At 73.0% G+C, this 15,461-nt stretch carries 14 protein-coding genes; 8 read left to right on the forward strand and 6 right to left on the reverse strand.

Annotation, left to right across the window (positions count from 1 at the left end):
* Positions 1 to 95: 95 nt before the first annotated feature.
* Both AB0D28_RS02830 and AB0D28_RS02835 read left to right on the forward strand, forming a co-directional pair.
* On the forward strand, positions 96 to 1,679 hold the full coding sequence (locus AB0D28_RS02830; RefSeq protein ID WP_357381513.1) for a methylmalonyl-CoA mutase family protein: 1,584 nt from the start codon (positions 96 to 98) through the stop codon (positions 1,677 to 1,679).
* Between the two features lie 474 nt (positions 1,680 to 2,153).
* Complete coding sequence (locus AB0D28_RS02835; protein ID WP_357381516.1) at positions 2,154 to 3,413, forward strand: amidohydrolase; 1,260 nt, start codon at positions 2,154 to 2,156, stop codon at positions 3,411 to 3,413.
* Here the strand turns inward: AB0D28_RS02835 and AB0D28_RS02840 are convergent.
* Positions 3,370 to 4,374 (reverse strand): DUF4349 domain-containing protein, encoded by a 1,005-nt coding sequence (locus tag AB0D28_RS02840; RefSeq protein ID WP_357381518.1) that lies wholly within the window; start codon positions 4,372 to 4,374, stop codon positions 3,370 to 3,372. The genes AB0D28_RS02835 and AB0D28_RS02840 overlap by 44 nt on opposite strands.
* 124 nt (positions 4,375 to 4,498) lie before the next feature.
* On the opposite strand from AB0D28_RS02840, the gene AB0D28_RS02845 reads away from it, so the two are divergent.
* Genes AB0D28_RS02845 through AB0D28_RS02860 form a run of 4 tightly spaced genes read left to right on the forward strand, consistent with a single transcriptional unit; the run spans position 4,499 to position 7,846 of the window.
* Positions 4,499 to 5,128: an MBL fold metallo-hydrolase gene (locus AB0D28_RS02845; protein WP_357381520.1), complete on the forward strand. Its 630-nt coding sequence runs from the start codon at positions 4,499 to 4,501 to the stop codon at positions 5,126 to 5,128.
* A 2-nt stretch (positions 5,129 to 5,130) separates the two neighbouring features.
* Entirely contained in the window at positions 5,131 to 6,057 is a 927-nt protein-coding gene (locus AB0D28_RS02850; protein ID WP_357381522.1) for a hypothetical protein, read from the forward strand.
* A gap of 43 nt (positions 6,058 to 6,100) precedes the next feature.
* Positions 6,101 to 6,841, forward strand: coding sequence for a hypothetical protein (locus tag AB0D28_RS02855; RefSeq protein WP_357381524.1), 741 nt, complete (start codon positions 6,101 to 6,103; stop codon positions 6,839 to 6,841).
* 42 nt (positions 6,842 to 6,883) lie between these two features.
* Positions 6,884 to 7,846, forward strand: a complete 963-nt coding sequence (locus AB0D28_RS02860) for a GNAT family N-acetyltransferase (protein WP_357381526.1) — start codon at positions 6,884 to 6,886, stop codon at positions 7,844 to 7,846.
* Between the two features lie 74 nt (positions 7,847 to 7,920).
* Here AB0D28_RS02860 and AB0D28_RS02865 read toward each other — a convergent pair whose 3' ends face one another.
* Positions 7,921 to 8,376, reverse strand: coding sequence for a gamma-glutamylcyclotransferase (locus AB0D28_RS02865; RefSeq protein WP_357381528.1), 456 nt, complete (start codon positions 8,374 to 8,376; stop codon positions 7,921 to 7,923).
* Positions 8,377 to 8,482: 106 nt separating this feature from the next.
* Between AB0D28_RS02865 and AB0D28_RS02870 the strand changes: the two genes are divergently transcribed.
* Positions 8,483 to 9,886, forward strand: a complete 1,404-nt coding sequence (locus AB0D28_RS02870; RefSeq protein ID WP_357381530.1) for an NAD(P)H-quinone dehydrogenase — start codon at positions 8,483 to 8,485, stop codon at positions 9,884 to 9,886.
* Here the strand turns inward: AB0D28_RS02870 and AB0D28_RS02875 are convergent.
* From AB0D28_RS02875 to AB0D28_RS02885, 3 genes are all read right to left on the reverse strand, one after another.
* Positions 9,864 to 10,565, reverse strand: coding sequence for a DUF998 domain-containing protein (locus AB0D28_RS02875; RefSeq protein ID WP_357381532.1), 702 nt, complete (start codon positions 10,563 to 10,565; stop codon positions 9,864 to 9,866). The genes AB0D28_RS02870 and AB0D28_RS02875 overlap by 23 nt on opposite strands.
* Positions 10,566 to 10,661: 96 nt before the next feature.
* The gene (locus tag AB0D28_RS02880; RefSeq protein WP_260037602.1) at positions 10,662 to 10,994 is read right to left on the reverse strand and encodes a helix-turn-helix transcriptional regulator; all 333 of its coding nucleotides are present in this window, start codon (positions 10,992 to 10,994) and stop codon (positions 10,662 to 10,664) included.
* Positions 10,995 to 11,016: 22 nt separating this feature from the next.
* A complete protein-coding gene (locus AB0D28_RS02885; protein WP_357381535.1) occupies positions 11,017 to 11,649 on the reverse strand; it encodes a DedA family protein in 633 nt (210 codons plus the stop codon).
* A 502-nt stretch (positions 11,650 to 12,151) separates the two neighbouring features.
* Between AB0D28_RS02885 and thrS the strand changes: the two genes are divergently transcribed.
* Entirely contained in the window at positions 12,152 to 13,369 is a 1,218-nt protein-coding gene (gene thrS, locus AB0D28_RS02890; protein ID WP_357381537.1) for a threonine--tRNA ligase, read from the forward strand.
* 70 nt (positions 13,370 to 13,439) lie between these two features.
* Here thrS and AB0D28_RS02895 read toward each other — a convergent pair whose 3' ends face one another.
* Entirely contained in the window at positions 13,440 to 15,410 is a 1,971-nt protein-coding gene (locus tag AB0D28_RS02895) for an ABC transporter ATP-binding protein (RefSeq protein WP_357381797.1), read from the reverse strand.
* Between the last annotated feature and the right edge of the window lie 51 nt (positions 15,411 to 15,461).

The raw sequence follows: 15,461 nt of genomic DNA on the forward strand, positions 1-15,461 counted from the left end.
GTATGTGGTCGCTCGCTCACCTCCGGTGGGACGCCGCCGTGAGGTGTGCGGTATCCCTCACCCACCTGGCGGTCTGCTCGTCTTACCATCCGGTAATGAGCGATGCGCGGTCAAGCGAGTCGGGTTTCCCGATCCAGGGCGTCTACACGGCGGCAGACCTTCCGGCGGACCTGGACGCCCGGCTGGGTGAGCCGGGCGAGTTCCCGTACACCCGCGGGGTCTACCCGACGATGTACACGTCCCGGCCCTGGACGATGCGACAGTACGCCGGGTTCGGCACCGCGACCGAGAGCAACGCGCGCTACCACCAGTTGCTGCGCGCCGGGACCATGGGCCTGTCCGTCGCGTTCGACCTGCCCACCCAGATGGGGTACGACTCGGACGACCCGATCGCGCACGGCGAGGTGGGCAAGGTCGGCGTCGCCATCGACTCCATCGAGGACATGCGCACGCTGTTCGGCGGCATCCCGCTGGACAAGGTCTCCACCTCGATGACCATCAACGCGCCCGGCTCGGTGCTGCTGCTGCTCTACCAGCTCGTGGCCGAGGAGAACGGCGTGCCGGGGGCGGCGCTCAACGGCACGATCCAGAACGACATCCTCAAGGAGTACATCGCCCGGGGGACGTACATCTTCCCGCCGAAGCCCTCGCTGCGGCTGGTCGCCGACACCTTCGCGTACTGCCGCGCCGAGGTGCCGAAGTGGAACACCATCTCCATCTCCGGCTACCACATGGCCGAGGCCGGCGCCACGCCCGCGCAGGAGGTCGCGTTCACCCTCGCCAACGGCGTGGAGTACGTCCGCGCGGCGCTCGCCGCCGGGCTGGCCGTGGACGACTTCGCGCCCCGCCTGTCGTTCTTCTTCGTGGCCCGCACCACGCTGCTGGAAGAGGTCGCCAAGTTCCGCGCGGCCCGGCGCATCTGGGCCCGGCTGATGCGCGACGAGTTCGGCGCGAAGAACCCGAAGTCGATGATGCTGCGGTTCCACACCCAGACCGCCGGTGTGCAGCTCACCGCCCAGCAGCCGGAGGTGAACCTGGTCCGGGTGGCGGTGCAGGGTCTCGGCGCGGTGCTCGGCGGCACCCAGTCGCTGCACACGAACAGCTTCGACGAGGCCATCGCGCTGCCCACCGAGAAGGCGGCCCGGCTGGCGCTGCGCACGCAGCAGGTGCTGGCGTACGAGACGGACCTGACCGCCACCGTCGACCCGTTCGCCGGGTCGTACGTGGTGGAGGCGATGACCGCCGAGGTGGAGGCGGCGGCCACCGAGTTGATGGACCGGGTCTTCGACCACGGTTCGGCGGTGGACGCGATCGAGGCCGGGTTCCAGAAGCGGGAGATCGAGCAGTCCGCGTACCGGATCGCCCAGGAGATCGATTCGGGCGAGCGTGTGGTGGTCGGCCTCAACCGGTTCCAGATCGACGAGGAGGAGCCGTACGAGCCGCTGCGGGTGGACCCGGCGATCGAGGCGGCGCAGGGGGAGCGGCTGGCCCGGCTGCGCGCCGAGCGGGACTCGGGCGCGGTGAAGCGGGCCCTGGCCGAGCTGCGTGCCGCCGCCGAGGGGGACGCCAACGTGCTCTACCCGATGAAGGAGGCGCTGCGGGCCCGCGCCACCGTCGGCGAGGTCTGCGGCACGCTGCGCGAGGTGTGGGGGATCTACCGGCCCAGCGACCGCTTCTGAACCGTCCGGCGGCGGCCCCGCCGCGCACTGCGGTGCGTGGCGTGGGCCGCCGTCGCGCGTGTGCGATCCGGCGATCCGGGTAACCCGATCGGGTGAACGGGGACGGACAGCGTGTGCGGGCGGCTGTCGGGCGGTCGTGTCACCGTCGGGAGTCCTCCGGCAGCCGACAGTTGTCGGGCAATTGTCGGAGCGGCAGTTAATTGCCACGACTAATGCGACAATTCGGAACGGCTGACGAGTATTTGGGGGCCGCTGAAACGGTTACGCGTTGTAGGAGGTGGGGGGCGGATGACGGCGTTTGACCGCGATCTACCTGCTGTCCCGCAGATATTCGAGCCCTCCCACCAGGGCATTCGTGACGCTGCGCGGTCCGACCGCTACACGAAAGATGTTGCGCAGCGTCACCGTCGGAGGTCTAGGCTGTCTGCTGTCCGACCCGAAGATCCATCCACTTCTAGTGATCGAGAATTCGACGTGACGAGTGCGTTGACGCTGCCTTCCGGCGGCCCGCTGGCGTCGTCCCGGCCCGAGGCGCCGACCGGTTACCAGCCCCTGCCCTTCGAGCTCGACCATCTGCTCGCGCTGCGCGTACCCGGCCTCATCGAAACGCGCCGTCACCTCCACTCCCACCCGGAACTGTCCGGCGAGGAGTTCGAGACGGCCGCGCTGGTGCACCGTGAGCTGTCCCTCGCCGGTCTCAAGCCGCGCCTGCTGCCGAAGGGCAACGGCGTCATCTGCGACATCGACGGGCGCCCGGACGGGCCGGTGATCGCGCTCCGCGCCGACATCGACGCGCTGCCGCTGAGCGACCCGAAGGACGTGCCGTACCGGTCGACCGTGGAGGGCGTCTGCCACGCCTGCGGCCACGACGTGCACACGTCGGTGATGCTCGGCGTCGGCATGCTGCTGGCCCAGCTCGCCGACACCGGCCGGCTCGACGGCCGGGTCCGGCTGATCTTCCAGCCCGCCGAGGAGATCCTGCCCTGCGGCTCGCTGGAGGTCATCGAGGCCGGCGGCCTGGAGGACGTGGTGCAGATCTTCGCGCTGCACTGCGACCCGAACCTGCCGGTGGGCAAGGTCGGCCTGCGGGTCGGCCCGATTACCGCCGCCGCCGACAACGTCACTGTCAGGCTCACCGGGCCCGGCGGGCACACCGCCCGCCCGCACCTGACCGTCGACCTGGTGGACGCGCTCGGCCGGCTGGTGACCGAGGTGCCGACGCTGATCAGCCGCCGGGTGCCGGCCAACAGCGGGCTGCTGCTGGTGTTCGGCCACGCCTCGGCCGGCACCCGCTACAACGTCATCCCGTCCGAGGCGTGCGCGGCCGGCACCCTGCGGGTGATGGACCGCGACACCTGGGACCGGGCGCCCGAGATCGTCGCTCAGGTGGTGCGAGACGTGCTCGCGCCCACCGGCGCCACAGTCGACCTGGAATACCTGCGCGGCCGGCCCCCGGTGACGAACGACGCCGGCGCCATCGGCGTGCTCACCGCCGCCACCGCCGCGGCGCTCGGCCCCGACGGCATCGCCGAGACGCCGCAGAGCATGGGCGGCGAGGACTTCTCCTGGTACCTGGAGCACGTGCCGGGCGCGCTCGCCCGCCTCGGCGTCGGCCGGAGCGGGCCCAACGTGGACCTGCACCGGGCCTCGTTCGACGTGGACGAGCGCGCGATCGAAGCCGGCGTACGCCTCATGGTCCAGACCGCGCTGCGGGCACTGGCGGCGGCGCGCTGACCGGACCGTCGGCCGGCCCGGCCGGGCCCGGCGGCATCGGGCCCAGGCCGGGCGGCGGCATCGCGCCCGGGCCGGGCGGCGGCGTCCTCCGGGCCCGCACCCGGCGCCGCCACAGCAGCAGCAACCACAGCGGTACGCCGATCACCACCGCGAAGGGCAGCACCGCGCCGAGCACTGTGAGCAGGACCCGGGCCGAGGCCAGGAACGCCGACCAGCCGCCGCCCAGCCCGGCCAGGAAGCCCAGGTCGGCCTCCTCGTCGGCGGTGCTGGCGTCCTGACCGAGGAACGTCACGGTGATGGTGGACAGCGCGGTCAGGTCCGCCAGCCGGCGCTTGCGGGCCTCCAGCGACGCCAGGTCCGCCTGCCGGGTGCCCACCTCGTTCTCCAGCCGGACCAGCTCGTCGACCGACGTGGCGCGGGCGAGCAGCTTGCGGGCGCTCTCCACCCGCGCCCGCTGGGTGGCGATCCGGGCGTCCAGGTCGACCACCTGCTCGGTGACGTCCTCGGTGCGGATCTCCCGGCGCTCCTGCCGGCCGAGACCGGCGAGCCGGTCGATCACCGCGGTGAACCGGTCCGCCGGCACCCGCAGCGTCAGCGCGGCCCGCGCCTCGGCGGCCCGGCTCGACCGCCGGTCGGCGCCGACGAACCCGCCGGCCGCCGTCACCGCGGTGGTCGCCTCCCGCGCGGCGGCCTCCACATCGTCCACCCGCACCTGCATGGTCCCGGTGTAGATGATGGACCGCTGGTCGACCCGCAGGTCCGCGCCGCCGGTGCCGCCGGGAGCGGCCTGGTCGCTGTCCGCGCCGCCCTCGGCGAGTTGCTCGCTCCCCGCGCCTCTGTCGGCGGCTGGCGCGGCCGAGTCGCTGCCACCGTCTCCGCCCGCGCTGCACGCGCCCACGCCCAGCGCCGCTATCAGCCCCACCGCCACCAGGGCCACGCCCCGGAGTCGCCGTCCACCCATGCCCCGTACTCCGATCCTCGACGGCCCCGCCCGCCGGGACCGATACCTCGGACGTGACGCGTGGTCGCGCCGGTTCCGGCAGACTGCGCTGAGGACATCACGATTCGATAAGCGAGGGATCACGATGCAGGTGACCAAGTACGCCCACTCCTGCCTCCGGCTGGAGCACGACGGTGCGGTGCTTGTCGTCGACCCGGGTGTCTTCAGCGATCCGGCGGCGCTGGACGGTGCGGACGCGGTGCTGATCACCCACGAACACCCGGACCATGTGGACGTCGGCGCGCTGACCCGGGCGCTGGAGCGGCGGCCGGTGCCGGTGCACGGCCCGGCCTCGCTCGCCGGGGTGCTCGGCGACGCGGCCGAGGCGCTCGTCACGGTCGAGCCAGGACAGTCGTTCACCGTCGCCGGGGTGCCGGTGCGGGCGTACGGCGGGCAGCACGCGGTCATCCACCCGGACATCCCGGTGATCCAGAACCTCGGCTACCTCTTCGCCGACGTGGTGTACCACCCGGGCGACGCGTTGTTCGTCCCCGACGACGTGCGGGTGGACACGCTGTTCGCCCCGATCCACGCGCCCTGGTCGAAGTTCTCCGAGGTGGTCGACTTCATCCGCGCGGTCGCGCCGCGCCGGGCGTACGCGCTGCACGACGGGCTACTGAACGACAACGGCCTCGGCGTGCTGGACCGGCAGTACACGGCGCTGTCCAAGACCGACTACCGCCGTCTGGAGCCGGGCACCCGGATCGACGCCTGACCATGGCCGAGGTGCCCGCGGAGGTGATCCGGCGGCTCTACGCCACCCCGCCGGACCGGTTCGTCGCGGCCCGGGACGCCGCCGTCGCGCAGGCGCGGCAGTCCGGCGACCCGCTTACCGCCCGGGAGATCGGCAGACTGCGCCGGCCGACGGTGGCGGCCTGGCTGGTCAACCTGCTGGCCATCCGCCGTCCCGAGCTGGTCGCCGACCTCACCCAGCTGGCCGGGGCGCTGCGCGCCGCGCAACGCGACCTGCGCGGCGGCAAACTGCGGGAACTGTCAGCGCAGCGCCGCGCCGTCGTGGGCGCGCTGGTGGCCGAGGTACGCCGGCTCGCCGCCGCCGAACCCGCCGCGCCACCGGCCGGGAAACTGCCGTTGGGCGAGGTGGAGGCGACACTCAACGCCGCGCTGTCGGACACCGAGGTGGCCGAGCAGGTACGCGCCGGACGCCTGCTGCGGGCCAGCCACTACGCCGGGTTCGGCGAGGTGCCCCGACCCCAGCTGCGGCTCGTGACCGAGGGCGGGGAGACGCCTGTCGTACCGGATCGGGCGGCCGAGCGGGCCGACGCGCGCCGGGCCCGCGACGAGCGGGCGGCGCGGGCCGAACGGGCCGGGCGACGGCGGACCGCGACCCGGGAGCTGACCCGGGCCCGCGCGGACCTGGACCGGGCCGAGAAGGAGCTGGGAACCGCCGAGGCGGCCGAGCGGGACGGCGCTGCGGCGCTGGACCGGATCGAGACGGAACTGGCCGAGCTGGAGCGTCGCCGGGCCGTGGCCGAGCAGGAGCTGAGCCGGGCCCGGCTGGCCCGCCGGGGCGCGGAACGGGCGGTCACCGCGGCTCGGCGCCGGGCCGGCGAGGTGGAGGCCGTGTTGGAGGCGCTCGACGCCGAAGAGGGGGATGCCGACACCGGTGAGCACCCGGCAGACTGAGCGTGATGAATGGCTACGGTGGAGTGACGGTGACGGGCCGCCGATGACTCCGGAACAGCTCGCCGCCGCCTGCAAGCCGCTCGTGCTGGAACTCGGAGAGGCGTTCGCCCGCTGCCCGTCCACGCTGCGCCGGGCGCGGCTGCTCGGCATCTCCGGGTGGGCCTTCTACATCACCGGGCGGGCCGGAGCCCTCGGTGACGTCCGCGCCGAGACGGTGGCCGCGGCCCTCGGTTTCATCGCGCCCGAGGCGGTCACCGACGGCTGGGACGCCGCCGCGCGGACCGTCCCGCCGATCGAGGTGGCCGCCGCCAACCTGGCCGAGTGCTGCCGGTGGGGCACCGCCCGGCTCGGTGACGGCGCCGAGTCGGCGCGGCTCGCCGCGCTGCTGGGCCGGGCGGTCGACGCGGCGGACGCCAGCGGCATGCCGCTGTTCGCCGCCTGGCGGGCCATGCCGGTGCCCGAACCGTCACCCGGCGCGCGGGCGGCGGTCGGCATGCTGCTGCTGCGCGAGCACTTCGCCGGGGCGTACCTCCTGGCGGTGCGCGCGGCCGGACTGACGCCGCTGGAGGCGGTGCTGGCCGGGCCGGAGGGCGAGGCGGGCGCGGCCGCGTGCGGCTGGGCGCCCCCGTACCCGCCGGTCGGGCCGCTGGTGCGGCGCCGGCTGTGGGCCGAGGCGGTGACCGACCGGCTGGCCTCGGCGGCGTTCCGCGCGTTGAGCACCGCCGAGGGCGCCGAGCTGCTGGGTCTGCTCGGTGCCGCGCGGCAGCGCGCCCGCGGCGGATAAATGGGAGGCGACGCGCCCGGTCCGGCTGCCAGGATCTGGCCCGTGACGCTTCCCGCCGGCTGGTCGGCCCGCCGCCCGACCCTCGACGACGTGCCCGCGATCCTGGCGGTGGTGCACGCCGCCGACACGTTCGCCGTCGGCCACCCCGACTTCGACGACGAGGACGTGCGGTCCGCGCTGACCGCGCCGTTCGTCGACCCGGCCCGCGACTCCTGGCTGGTCACCGACCCGGACGGTACGGCGGTGGCCTGGTCGATCCTGGCCAACCCGAGCGGCGTGGGCCGGGAGTGGGTGGACGTGCTCGTCGACCCCGACCGCGGCGCCGACCTGCGTGCCCCGCTGCTGGCCCGGCTGCTGGAACGGGTCGCCGAGCGGGCCGCCGAGCGCGGCCTGCCCGCGCTGACCGCCCGCGCCGGGGTGTACGCGCCGGAGACCCGCTGGGCGGGCGAGCTGGCCGAGGCCGGGTTCACCCGGCTCAAGCGCTACATCCGGATGACCCGGTCGCTGGCCGGCCTGCCCGCCGAACCGGCGCCCCCGCCCGGGGTGACCGTCCGGCCGCTGCGCGCTGGCGACGAGAGCGACCTGCGGCTGTTCCACCGCATCTACGACACCGCGTTCCGGGACACCCCGGACCACGACCCGCTCGACTTCGAGCAGTGGCGGGATCTGCTGCCGTCGTACGGCAAGGTCTGGGACGAGTGGTTCCTGGCCGAGGTCGACGGCGCGCCGGCCGGCGCGCTCCAGTCCTCCGACCAGGCGCTCGACCAGGACCGGGGATGGGTGCGGACGCTGTCGGTGCTGCCCGCGTACCGGCGCCGGGGGGTGGGCGCGGCGCTGCTGCGCCGGGCCTTCGCGGTCTACGCGGCGAAAGGCCGCGCCGGGGCGGGGCTCGGCGTCGACCTGGCCAACCCGACCGCGCCGGTCACGCTCTACCGCTCCGTCGGGCTGGTGGAGGAACGCTGGGTCGACATGTACGAGCGGAGTGTGCCCGCCTCGCGGGTGTGACCCGGCACCCCCGTACCGGGGTCGCCGAGCGCGGCTGCGGCCGCGCGGCGCACACTGTCGGTGTGGGAGACGCGCTACGCCGACGCGGTGCCGGTGGGGCGGGACCGCAGCTCGGTGACGTAGTCGTCCGGCGCGCCCGCCTTCTCCGCGGCGTTCGCCAGCTCCGACAGGTACCACGCGGTGGGCAGTCCGCCCTCGTACCCGTCGAACACGTAGACCCACGCGGTCAGGTCTCCGTCCAGCGTCGAGACGCGGACCGTCAGCTTGCGGTACGTCTCGGCGGTCACGCCCTCGATCTCGTCGAGCTGCGCGGCGTCGTACGGGTGGATGTCGTAGAGCGCCACGAACACCCGGTCACCCGGGGACTCGACCACGGTGCTGACCGAGCCCTCCCAGCCGATGACGTCCTCGCCGGCGAAGGTGAGCCGCCACCCCTCCAGCCAGCCGGTGCCCACCATCGGCGAGTGCGGGCAGTAGGCGCGCATGCGGGCGGGATCCAGGTTCGAGCCGTAAGCAGCGTAGAGACCCACGGCGACGACCATAGCCCGGCCGACGGGTGGGGGAGAATACGACAGTGCGTGTCGGACGGGACGGGGAGAAGAAAGTCACTGTGAGTTTCGACGAAGGGACGGCTCTGTGAGCCAGATCGTGATCATCGGCGGCGGGCCGGCCGGGTACGAGGCGGCTCTGGTCGCCGCGCAGCTGGACGCCGATGTCACAGTGGTCGAGGCGGAAGGCGCCGGCGGCGCCTGTGTGCTGTCCGACTGCGTGCCCTCCAAGACGTTCATTGCCAGCTCCGAGGTGGTCACCGGCTACCGGGACACCGAGGAGTTCGGGGTGCACTCCGACGGCCTGGAGGCGGTCACCGTCGACGCCTCGGCGGTGCACGAGCGGGTCAAGCGGCTCGCCCTGGCCCAGTCCGCCGACATCCACACCAAGCTGGTGAAGGCCGGCGTCGAGTTCGTGGCCGGCACCGCGCGGCTGGGTGAGGACACGCTCGGTCACACCCACCGGGTGATCGTCACCCCGGCCGGCGGCGGTGCGGACTACTCGATCGCCGCGTCGACGGTGCTCGTCGCGACCGGCGCGACCCCCCGCCAGTTGCCCACCGCCGTACCGGACGGTGAGCGCATCCTGACCTGGCGCCAGGTGTACGACCTGCCCGAGCTGCCCGAGCACCTGATCGTGGTCGGCTCCGGCGTGACCGGCGCCGAGTTCGCCAGCGCGTACCTGGCCATGGGCGTCAAGGTCACCCTCGTCTCCAGCCGGGACCGGGTGATGCCGCACGAGGACGCCGACGCCGCGATGGCGATCGAGCGGGTGTTCCGCGCCCGGGGCATGAGCATCCTGAACAACTCCCGCGCCGAGGCGGTCCGCCGGGCCGGCGACGGGGTGGAGGTGGTGCTCTCCGACGGCCGTCAGGTCACCGGTTCGCACGCGCTGATCGCTGTCGGCTCGATTCCGAACACCGCCGACCTGGGCCTGGCCGAGTACGGCGTGGAGCTGGCCCGGGGCGGTTACGTGACTGTGGACCGCGTCTCCCGTACCAATGTGCCGGGCATCTACGCGGCGGGTGACTGCACCGGGGTGCTGCCGCTCGCGAGCGTCGCTGCCATGCAGGGCCGGATCGCCATGTGGCACGCGCTGGGCGAGGCGGTCCGGCCGCTGCGGCTGCGTACCGTCGCCGCGAACGTCTTCACCGACCCGGAACTGGCCACCGTCGGCGTCTCGCAGGACGAGGTGGACGCCGGCAAGACCCCGGCCCGCCAGGTGATGCTGCCGCTGTCCGGCAACGCCCGGGCGAAGATGGACGACCTGGCCGACGGCTTCGTCAAGCTGTTCTGCCGGCCGGCGAGCGGTCAGGTGATCGGCGGCGTGGTGGTGGCGCCGAAGGCGAGCGAGCTGATCCTGCCGATCACGATGGCGGTGGAGAACAACCTCACCGTCAACGAGCTGGCCCACACCATCACCATCTACCCGAGCCTGTCCGGCTCCATCACCGAGGCCGCCCGTCAGCTCATGCTCCACGAGCTGGAGTAGCGGCCCTCGCTCGTCGATCATGCAGTTGTGGCCCCCGATCCAGCCGGTATGCCCGTTCTGTACGGGCCGCAACTGCATGATCGCCGGTCTCGGCCGGGGTGCGGCGGGTGGCGTGCACCGCCAGGGTGGTTATGACGGCCGTCTCGGTGAGGATGAGCAGGCGCTCGATCAGGCCGAGCAGCGCGCGGTCGCCGGGATAGGCGGACCAGATCATCGCGCCGGCCAGGAGCAGGCTGGCTACGGTCAGGCCGCGCAGCCAGGCGGCGGCGTCGCTGACCGGGTGACGGGCCAGCAGCCAGGCGGCCACCGGCAGGGCCAGGAACGACAGCACCGAGGCGTACCGGTGCACGTACGCGGCGGTGTCCATCTGCGTACCCGGCTCGTTCGTGGGCACCACGGCGGCGGCCAGCAGCCCGGCCGACCAGGCGGTCAGCAGCGCGAGCGGGACCCGGCCCGCGCCGGAGCGGCGCAGCGCGGGCAGCAGCACGAGAGTTGCCGCCGCGAGGACCGCCATCGCGGTGTCGATCACGCCGCCCCGGTCGGAGACGGCGAAGTCGCTGACGGTCAGCGACCAGGGATCCAGGTCGTCGCTCACCTCGAGGTGACCGTTCACCGCGAGTACCGCCGCCAGGACGATCCCGCCGAGGGCCAGCAGGCCGCTTCTCCGCGTTCCAGCCATACGGCCAGCCTGTCGCCGCAACCGCCCCAGACGGATCCGGGACCACCACCCACTTCGCTCCCCGGGTCGTCCCCTACCGGACCCCCGAGAACCGCGTCAGGCTACGTCGAGGCGGATGTTCCCGATCCGGGCGACCACATCAAGGTGTCCGCCCAGTCCGGTCACATAGGCGCGAAGGATCTCCAGGTTGACGCTCTCGCCATTCTCGATCTGGCTGATCCGCGCCTGAGACAAGCCCGCCGCTTCCGCCAGTTGAGCCTGGGTCATACCCAGCTGCTTGCGGATCTCCGCCAGCTGCGCGCCGCTGACCGAAGCCAGCATCTTCTCTCGAAGCTGTCCCCGCCGGGCGACACGCTCGCTGTCGTCCCACGAGGGGTCGATACTTCGGGCCTTCGCCTTGACGTCGCGCCAGTTCGCCCCACCGCTCATGGCTGCTCTTCCTTCAAGTTGATCAGGTGCTCCTGGAACCGCTCGTCCGCCAACGGGCCTCGGCGCGGGTCTGCCGGTTGTTGCTGATCCAGGTCATCGCCCACCCGGCCAGCGCGAATCCCGTCGCGGCCACCCCGCCGATCAGCAGCAGCCGCCACGCGGAGTGGGTCAGCGCCGTACCGCCCAGGTGACCGACGAGCGCGCCGTAACTGGACCAGGCGAGGGCCGCCGCCGCCTCGTACGGCACGAACAGGCGGTACGGGTAGCGGCTGCGCCCGGCCGAGAAGCAGGCCGCCATCCGTCCGCCGGGCACGAAGCGGCAGAGCAGGATCACCAGTGGCCCCGGCTCGCGCAGCCCACGGGTGACCCGGGTGACGGCCCGGCGTGCCCGCCCGGGTGTGGTGGCGCGTGCCGGGCGGCGGGTCGGCGTGCTGCGGCCGATCAGGTAGCAGGCCAGGTCCCCGATGAACACACCGGCCGCCCCGACCGCGATGGTCAGCGGCAGGCTGAGCCCGCCGTACACGGTCAGCGCCCCGCTGGTGATCATGACGAGCTGGGTCGGCACCACCGGGACGAAGGCGTCGACGATCAGCAGGATCAGCAGCAGCGCGTACGCCCACATGGGCGACGCGACATCAGAGATGAGTTCGGCCACGACCGCCACCTCGTCGGAGTTCTCCGTTCGACCGGACCGAGCCTGACGCCGTGTCCGGCGTCACCACCACCGGCCCTGCCGTGCGGTGACAGCCGACACCGGTGGGCCGTAGGTGTGGAACGAGGCAGCCCGCCGAGAGGTGACGGGTCACCGGCGCGTCTGGCTCGGGGCGGGGCGGCACATCATCGATACCCGGAGTACCGTTGGTGGGACGCGGCGCCGGAGTCGTCGGGTCCCCCGTTCTCGATGCCCGGGCCGCCGCGGGTCGCCGGCAGGTCCCGTGCCGGCGACCCGCCCCCACTCTCCATATTTCAGGTGCGCCATCGACGCCCGCGCGTCTAGCGTCAGGGCATGCGTAGCGCGGTAGTAACGACGACGCCGGGTGTTCCCGGCGTGCCGCACTGACGTTCCCGTCGACGAGGCCCCGGGGCGATCCGCTCCGGGGCCTCGCGGCGTTCCGGGCCCGCTCGCCTCCGGGTCGTACCCGATCAAGGAGAGCGACATGATCGACCACCGCAGGCGCGGCCGGGAGCTGGAGCTGTTCGTCTCCGACCCGCTCGCGGGCGCCGGGCTGCCGATCTGGCTGCCGGCCGGCGCCGCCGCCCGGCACGCCGTCGAGGAGTACGTGCGGGAGCTGGAGCGCCGGGCCGGCTACCGGCACGTCTACTCCCCGCCACTGGGCAAACGGGAGCTGTTCGAGCTCTCCGGGCACCTGGGCTACTTCGCCGACGACATGTTCCCGCCGATGCGGCTGAGCGCCGACGACGAGTTCGTGCTGCGCCCGGCGCTCTGCCCGCACCACGCGCTGGTGTTCCGGGCCCGTGGGCGTTCCTACCGGGAGCTGCCGCTGCGGGTCGCCGAGCTGGGCGGGATGTACCGGGCCGAGCGTTCCGGGGTGCTCGGCGGGCTGTCTCGCGTACGAGCCATCTCGCTCAACGACGCGCACAACTTCTGCGCGCTGGAGCAGGTCGGCGACGAGGTCCGCGAGATCCTGCGGCTGATCGGCGAGGCGCACGCCGCGCTCGGCGTCCGTCCCGCCGGGTTCCGGTTGTCGCTGCGCGGGCCGGGCCGGCGGTACGTGGGCGACGACGCCGGCTGGGGGCGGGCCGAGGAACTGCTCCGCGCCGCGCTCGACGGGGTGGACGTCGTCGAGGCGCCGGGCGAGGCCGCGTTCTACGGGCCGAAGATCGACATTCAGATCGTCGACGCGGCCGGCCGGGAGTCGACCATCTCCACCGTCCAGCTCGACTTCGACAAACCGGAACGGTTCGACCTGTCGTACACCGACTCGGACGGCCGCCGGAAACGGCCGGTGATGGTGCACCGCAGCCTCGTCGGCAGCATGGAACGGCTGTTCGCGTACCTGATCGAGGTGCACCAGGGCGCGTTCCCGGCCTGGTACGCCCCGGTGCAGGTGCTGCTGCTGCCGGTGGACGCGGCGCAGGTCGACGCGGCCGTCGCGCTGGCCCGCCGCGCCGAGGCGGCCGGGCTGCGGGCCGAGGTCGACCACGCCGGTTCGCTCGGCGCCCGGATCCGGGACGCGTCCCGCCGCCGCGTCCCGTACACCGGGGTCCTCGGCCCCCGGGAGGTGGCCGACGGTTCGGTCTCGCTGCGCCTGCGCGACGGCCGGGTGCTCGACCCGATGCCCGCCGCCGAGGCGCTGGGCCTGGTCGGCGTGGTGGTCGCGAGCCGGTCGGCGGGGCTGCTCCCGCCGGCCTGACTCCGGCCGGTCCGGGTGCCGGGAAGGCACCCGGACACCGACCGGTACCGGACCTGTGGCCGGGTCCACGTCAGTTCCCGGCCGGCGTGCCGGCACCGGCACGCATTCCCGCCGGAGGGCCGGCCGGGGTGGGCGCCGGGATCTCGTCTTCGATCACCGCGCCGGTGAACTGCGCCCGGTAGAGCCGGGCGTACGCGCCACCGGCGGCGACGAGCTGGTCGTGGGTGCCCTGCTCGACGATCCGGCCCTGCTCCATCATCAGGATCAGGTCGGCGTCGCGGATGGTGGAGAGCCGGTGCGCGATGACGAAGCTCGTCCGGTCCGAGCGCAGCGCCGCCATGGCCCGCTGGAGCAGCACCTCGGTCCGGGTGTCCACCGAGCTGGTCGCCTCGTCCAGGATCAGCAGCGACGGCTCGGCCAGGAACGCGCGGGCGATGGTGATGAGCTGCTTCTCCCCGGCGCTGACGTTGCTGCCCTCCTCGTCGATCACCGTGTCGTAGCCGTCCGGCAGGCTGCGGACGAACCGGTCCACGAACGTCGCCCGGGCGGCGGTGAGGATCTCCTCCTCGGTGGCGTCGGGGCGCCCGTAGGCGATGTTGTCCCGGATGGTGCCGCCGAACAGCCAGGTGTCCTGGAGCACCATGCCGATCCGGCCGCGCAGTTCGTCGCGGCGCATCGTGGAGACGTCCACCCCGTCCAGCGTGATCCGCCCGGCGTCCAGCTCGTAGAACCGCATGACCAGGTTGACCAGCGTGGTCTTGCCGGCGCCGGTGGGACCGACGATGGCCACCGTGTGGCCCGGCTCGGCGACCAGCGACAGGTCGTCGATGAGCGGCTTCTCCGGGTCGTACCGGAAGGAGACGTGCTCGAACTCGACCCGTCCGTGCGGGTCGGCGATCCGGGCCGGCTCGGCCGGGTCGGGGCTCTGCTCGTCGGCGTCGAGCACCGCGAAGACCCGCTCGGCCGAGGCCACCCCGGACTGCAGCAGGTTGGCCATCGACGCGACCTGGGTGAGCGGCTGGGTGAACTGCCGTGAGTACTGGATGAACGCCTGCACGTCACCGAGGCTCATCGAGCCCGACGCCACCCGCAGGCCGCCGACCACGGCGATCGCGACGTAGCTGAGGTTCCCGATGAAGAACATCGCCGGCATGATCAGCCCGGAGACGAACTGCGCGCCGAAGCCGGCCCGGAACAGCTCCTCGTTCTTGGCGTGGAAGGCGGCCTCGACCTCCTTCTGCCGGCCGAAGACCTTCACCAGTTCGTGCCCGGTGTACGCCTCCTCGATCTGGCCGTTCAGCTCGCCGGTGTGCTTCCACTGGGCGATGAACTTGCCCTGCGAGCGCTTGGCGATCTGGCCGGTGACCACCACCGACAGCGGCACCGCGACGAGCGCGACGATTGCCAGCAGCGGCGAGATCCAGAACATCATCCCGAGTACGCCGACGACTGTGAGCAGCGACGTGAGCAACTGGCTCAGCGTCTGCTGGAGCGTCTGCGACACGTTGTCGATGTCGTTCGTGACCCGGCTCAGCAGCTCACCGCGGGGCTGCTTGTCGAAGTAGGGCAGCGGCAGCCGGTTGAGCTTGTCCTCCACGTCGGCGCGCAGCGTCAGCACGGTGCGCTGCACCACCCCGTTGAGCACCCAGCCCTGCGCCCACTGGAGCATGCTCGCGCCGACGTAGAGCACGACGGCGAACGCCAGCACCCGGCCCAGTGCGGAGAAGTCGATGCCGGTGCCGGGGATCACGTCCATCCGGGCCAGCATGTCGGCGAAGTTGCCGTTGCCCTCGGCGCGGGCCGCCTCCGCCGCCGCCTCGGTGGTGGTGCCGGGCGGAAGCTGCCGCCCGATCACCCCGCTGAAGATGATGTCGGTAGCGTGGCCGAGCACCTTCGGCCCGATGACGCTGAGCCCGACGCTGGCCAGGGCCAGCGCGAGCACGCCGGTGAGCTGGAGCCGGTACGGTCGCAGCCGCCCCAGCAGCCGGCGTGCCGACGGCCCGAAGTTCATCGCCTTCTCGGCCGGCATGCCCATGCTCATGTGCGGTGGGCCACCGCCGGGCCGCCGCCCGGCCGGCGGCAGCCGGTTCGG

This window comes from Micromonospora sp. NPDC048169 (genome assembly GCF_040652815.1).
Lineage (GTDB): Bacteria > Actinomycetota > Actinomycetes > Mycobacteriales > Micromonosporaceae > Micromonospora.

Coding starts and splice junctions, on each gene's coding strand:
- AB0D28_RS02895 (WP_357381797.1), bottom strand. CDS start 15,410: ATGAGCATGGGCATGCCGGCCGAGAAGGCGATGAACTTCGGGCCGTCG.
- AB0D28_RS02840 (WP_357381518.1), bottom strand. CDS start 4,374: ATGGGTGGACGGCGACTCCGGGGCGTGGCCCTGGTGGCGGTGGGGCTG.
- AB0D28_RS02880 (WP_260037602.1), bottom strand. CDS start 10,994: ATGAGCGGTGGGGCGAACTGGCGCGACGTCAAGGCGAAGGCCCGAAGT.
- AB0D28_RS02845 (WP_357381520.1), top strand. CDS start 4,499: ATGCAGGTGACCAAGTACGCCCACTCCTGCCTCCGGCTGGAGCACGAC.
- AB0D28_RS02850 (WP_357381522.1), top strand. CDS start 5,131: ATGGCCGAGGTGCCCGCGGAGGTGATCCGGCGGCTCTACGCCACCCCG.
- AB0D28_RS02830 (WP_357381513.1), top strand. CDS start 96: ATGAGCGATGCGCGGTCAAGCGAGTCGGGTTTCCCGATCCAGGGCGTC.
- AB0D28_RS02855 (WP_357381524.1), top strand. CDS start 6,101: ATGACTCCGGAACAGCTCGCCGCCGCCTGCAAGCCGCTCGTGCTGGAA.
- thrS (WP_357381537.1), top strand. CDS start 12,152: ATGATCGACCACCGCAGGCGCGGCCGGGAGCTGGAGCTGTTCGTCTCC.
- AB0D28_RS02875 (WP_357381532.1), bottom strand. CDS start 10,565: ATGGCTGGAACGCGGAGAAGCGGCCTGCTGGCCCTCGGCGGGATCGTC.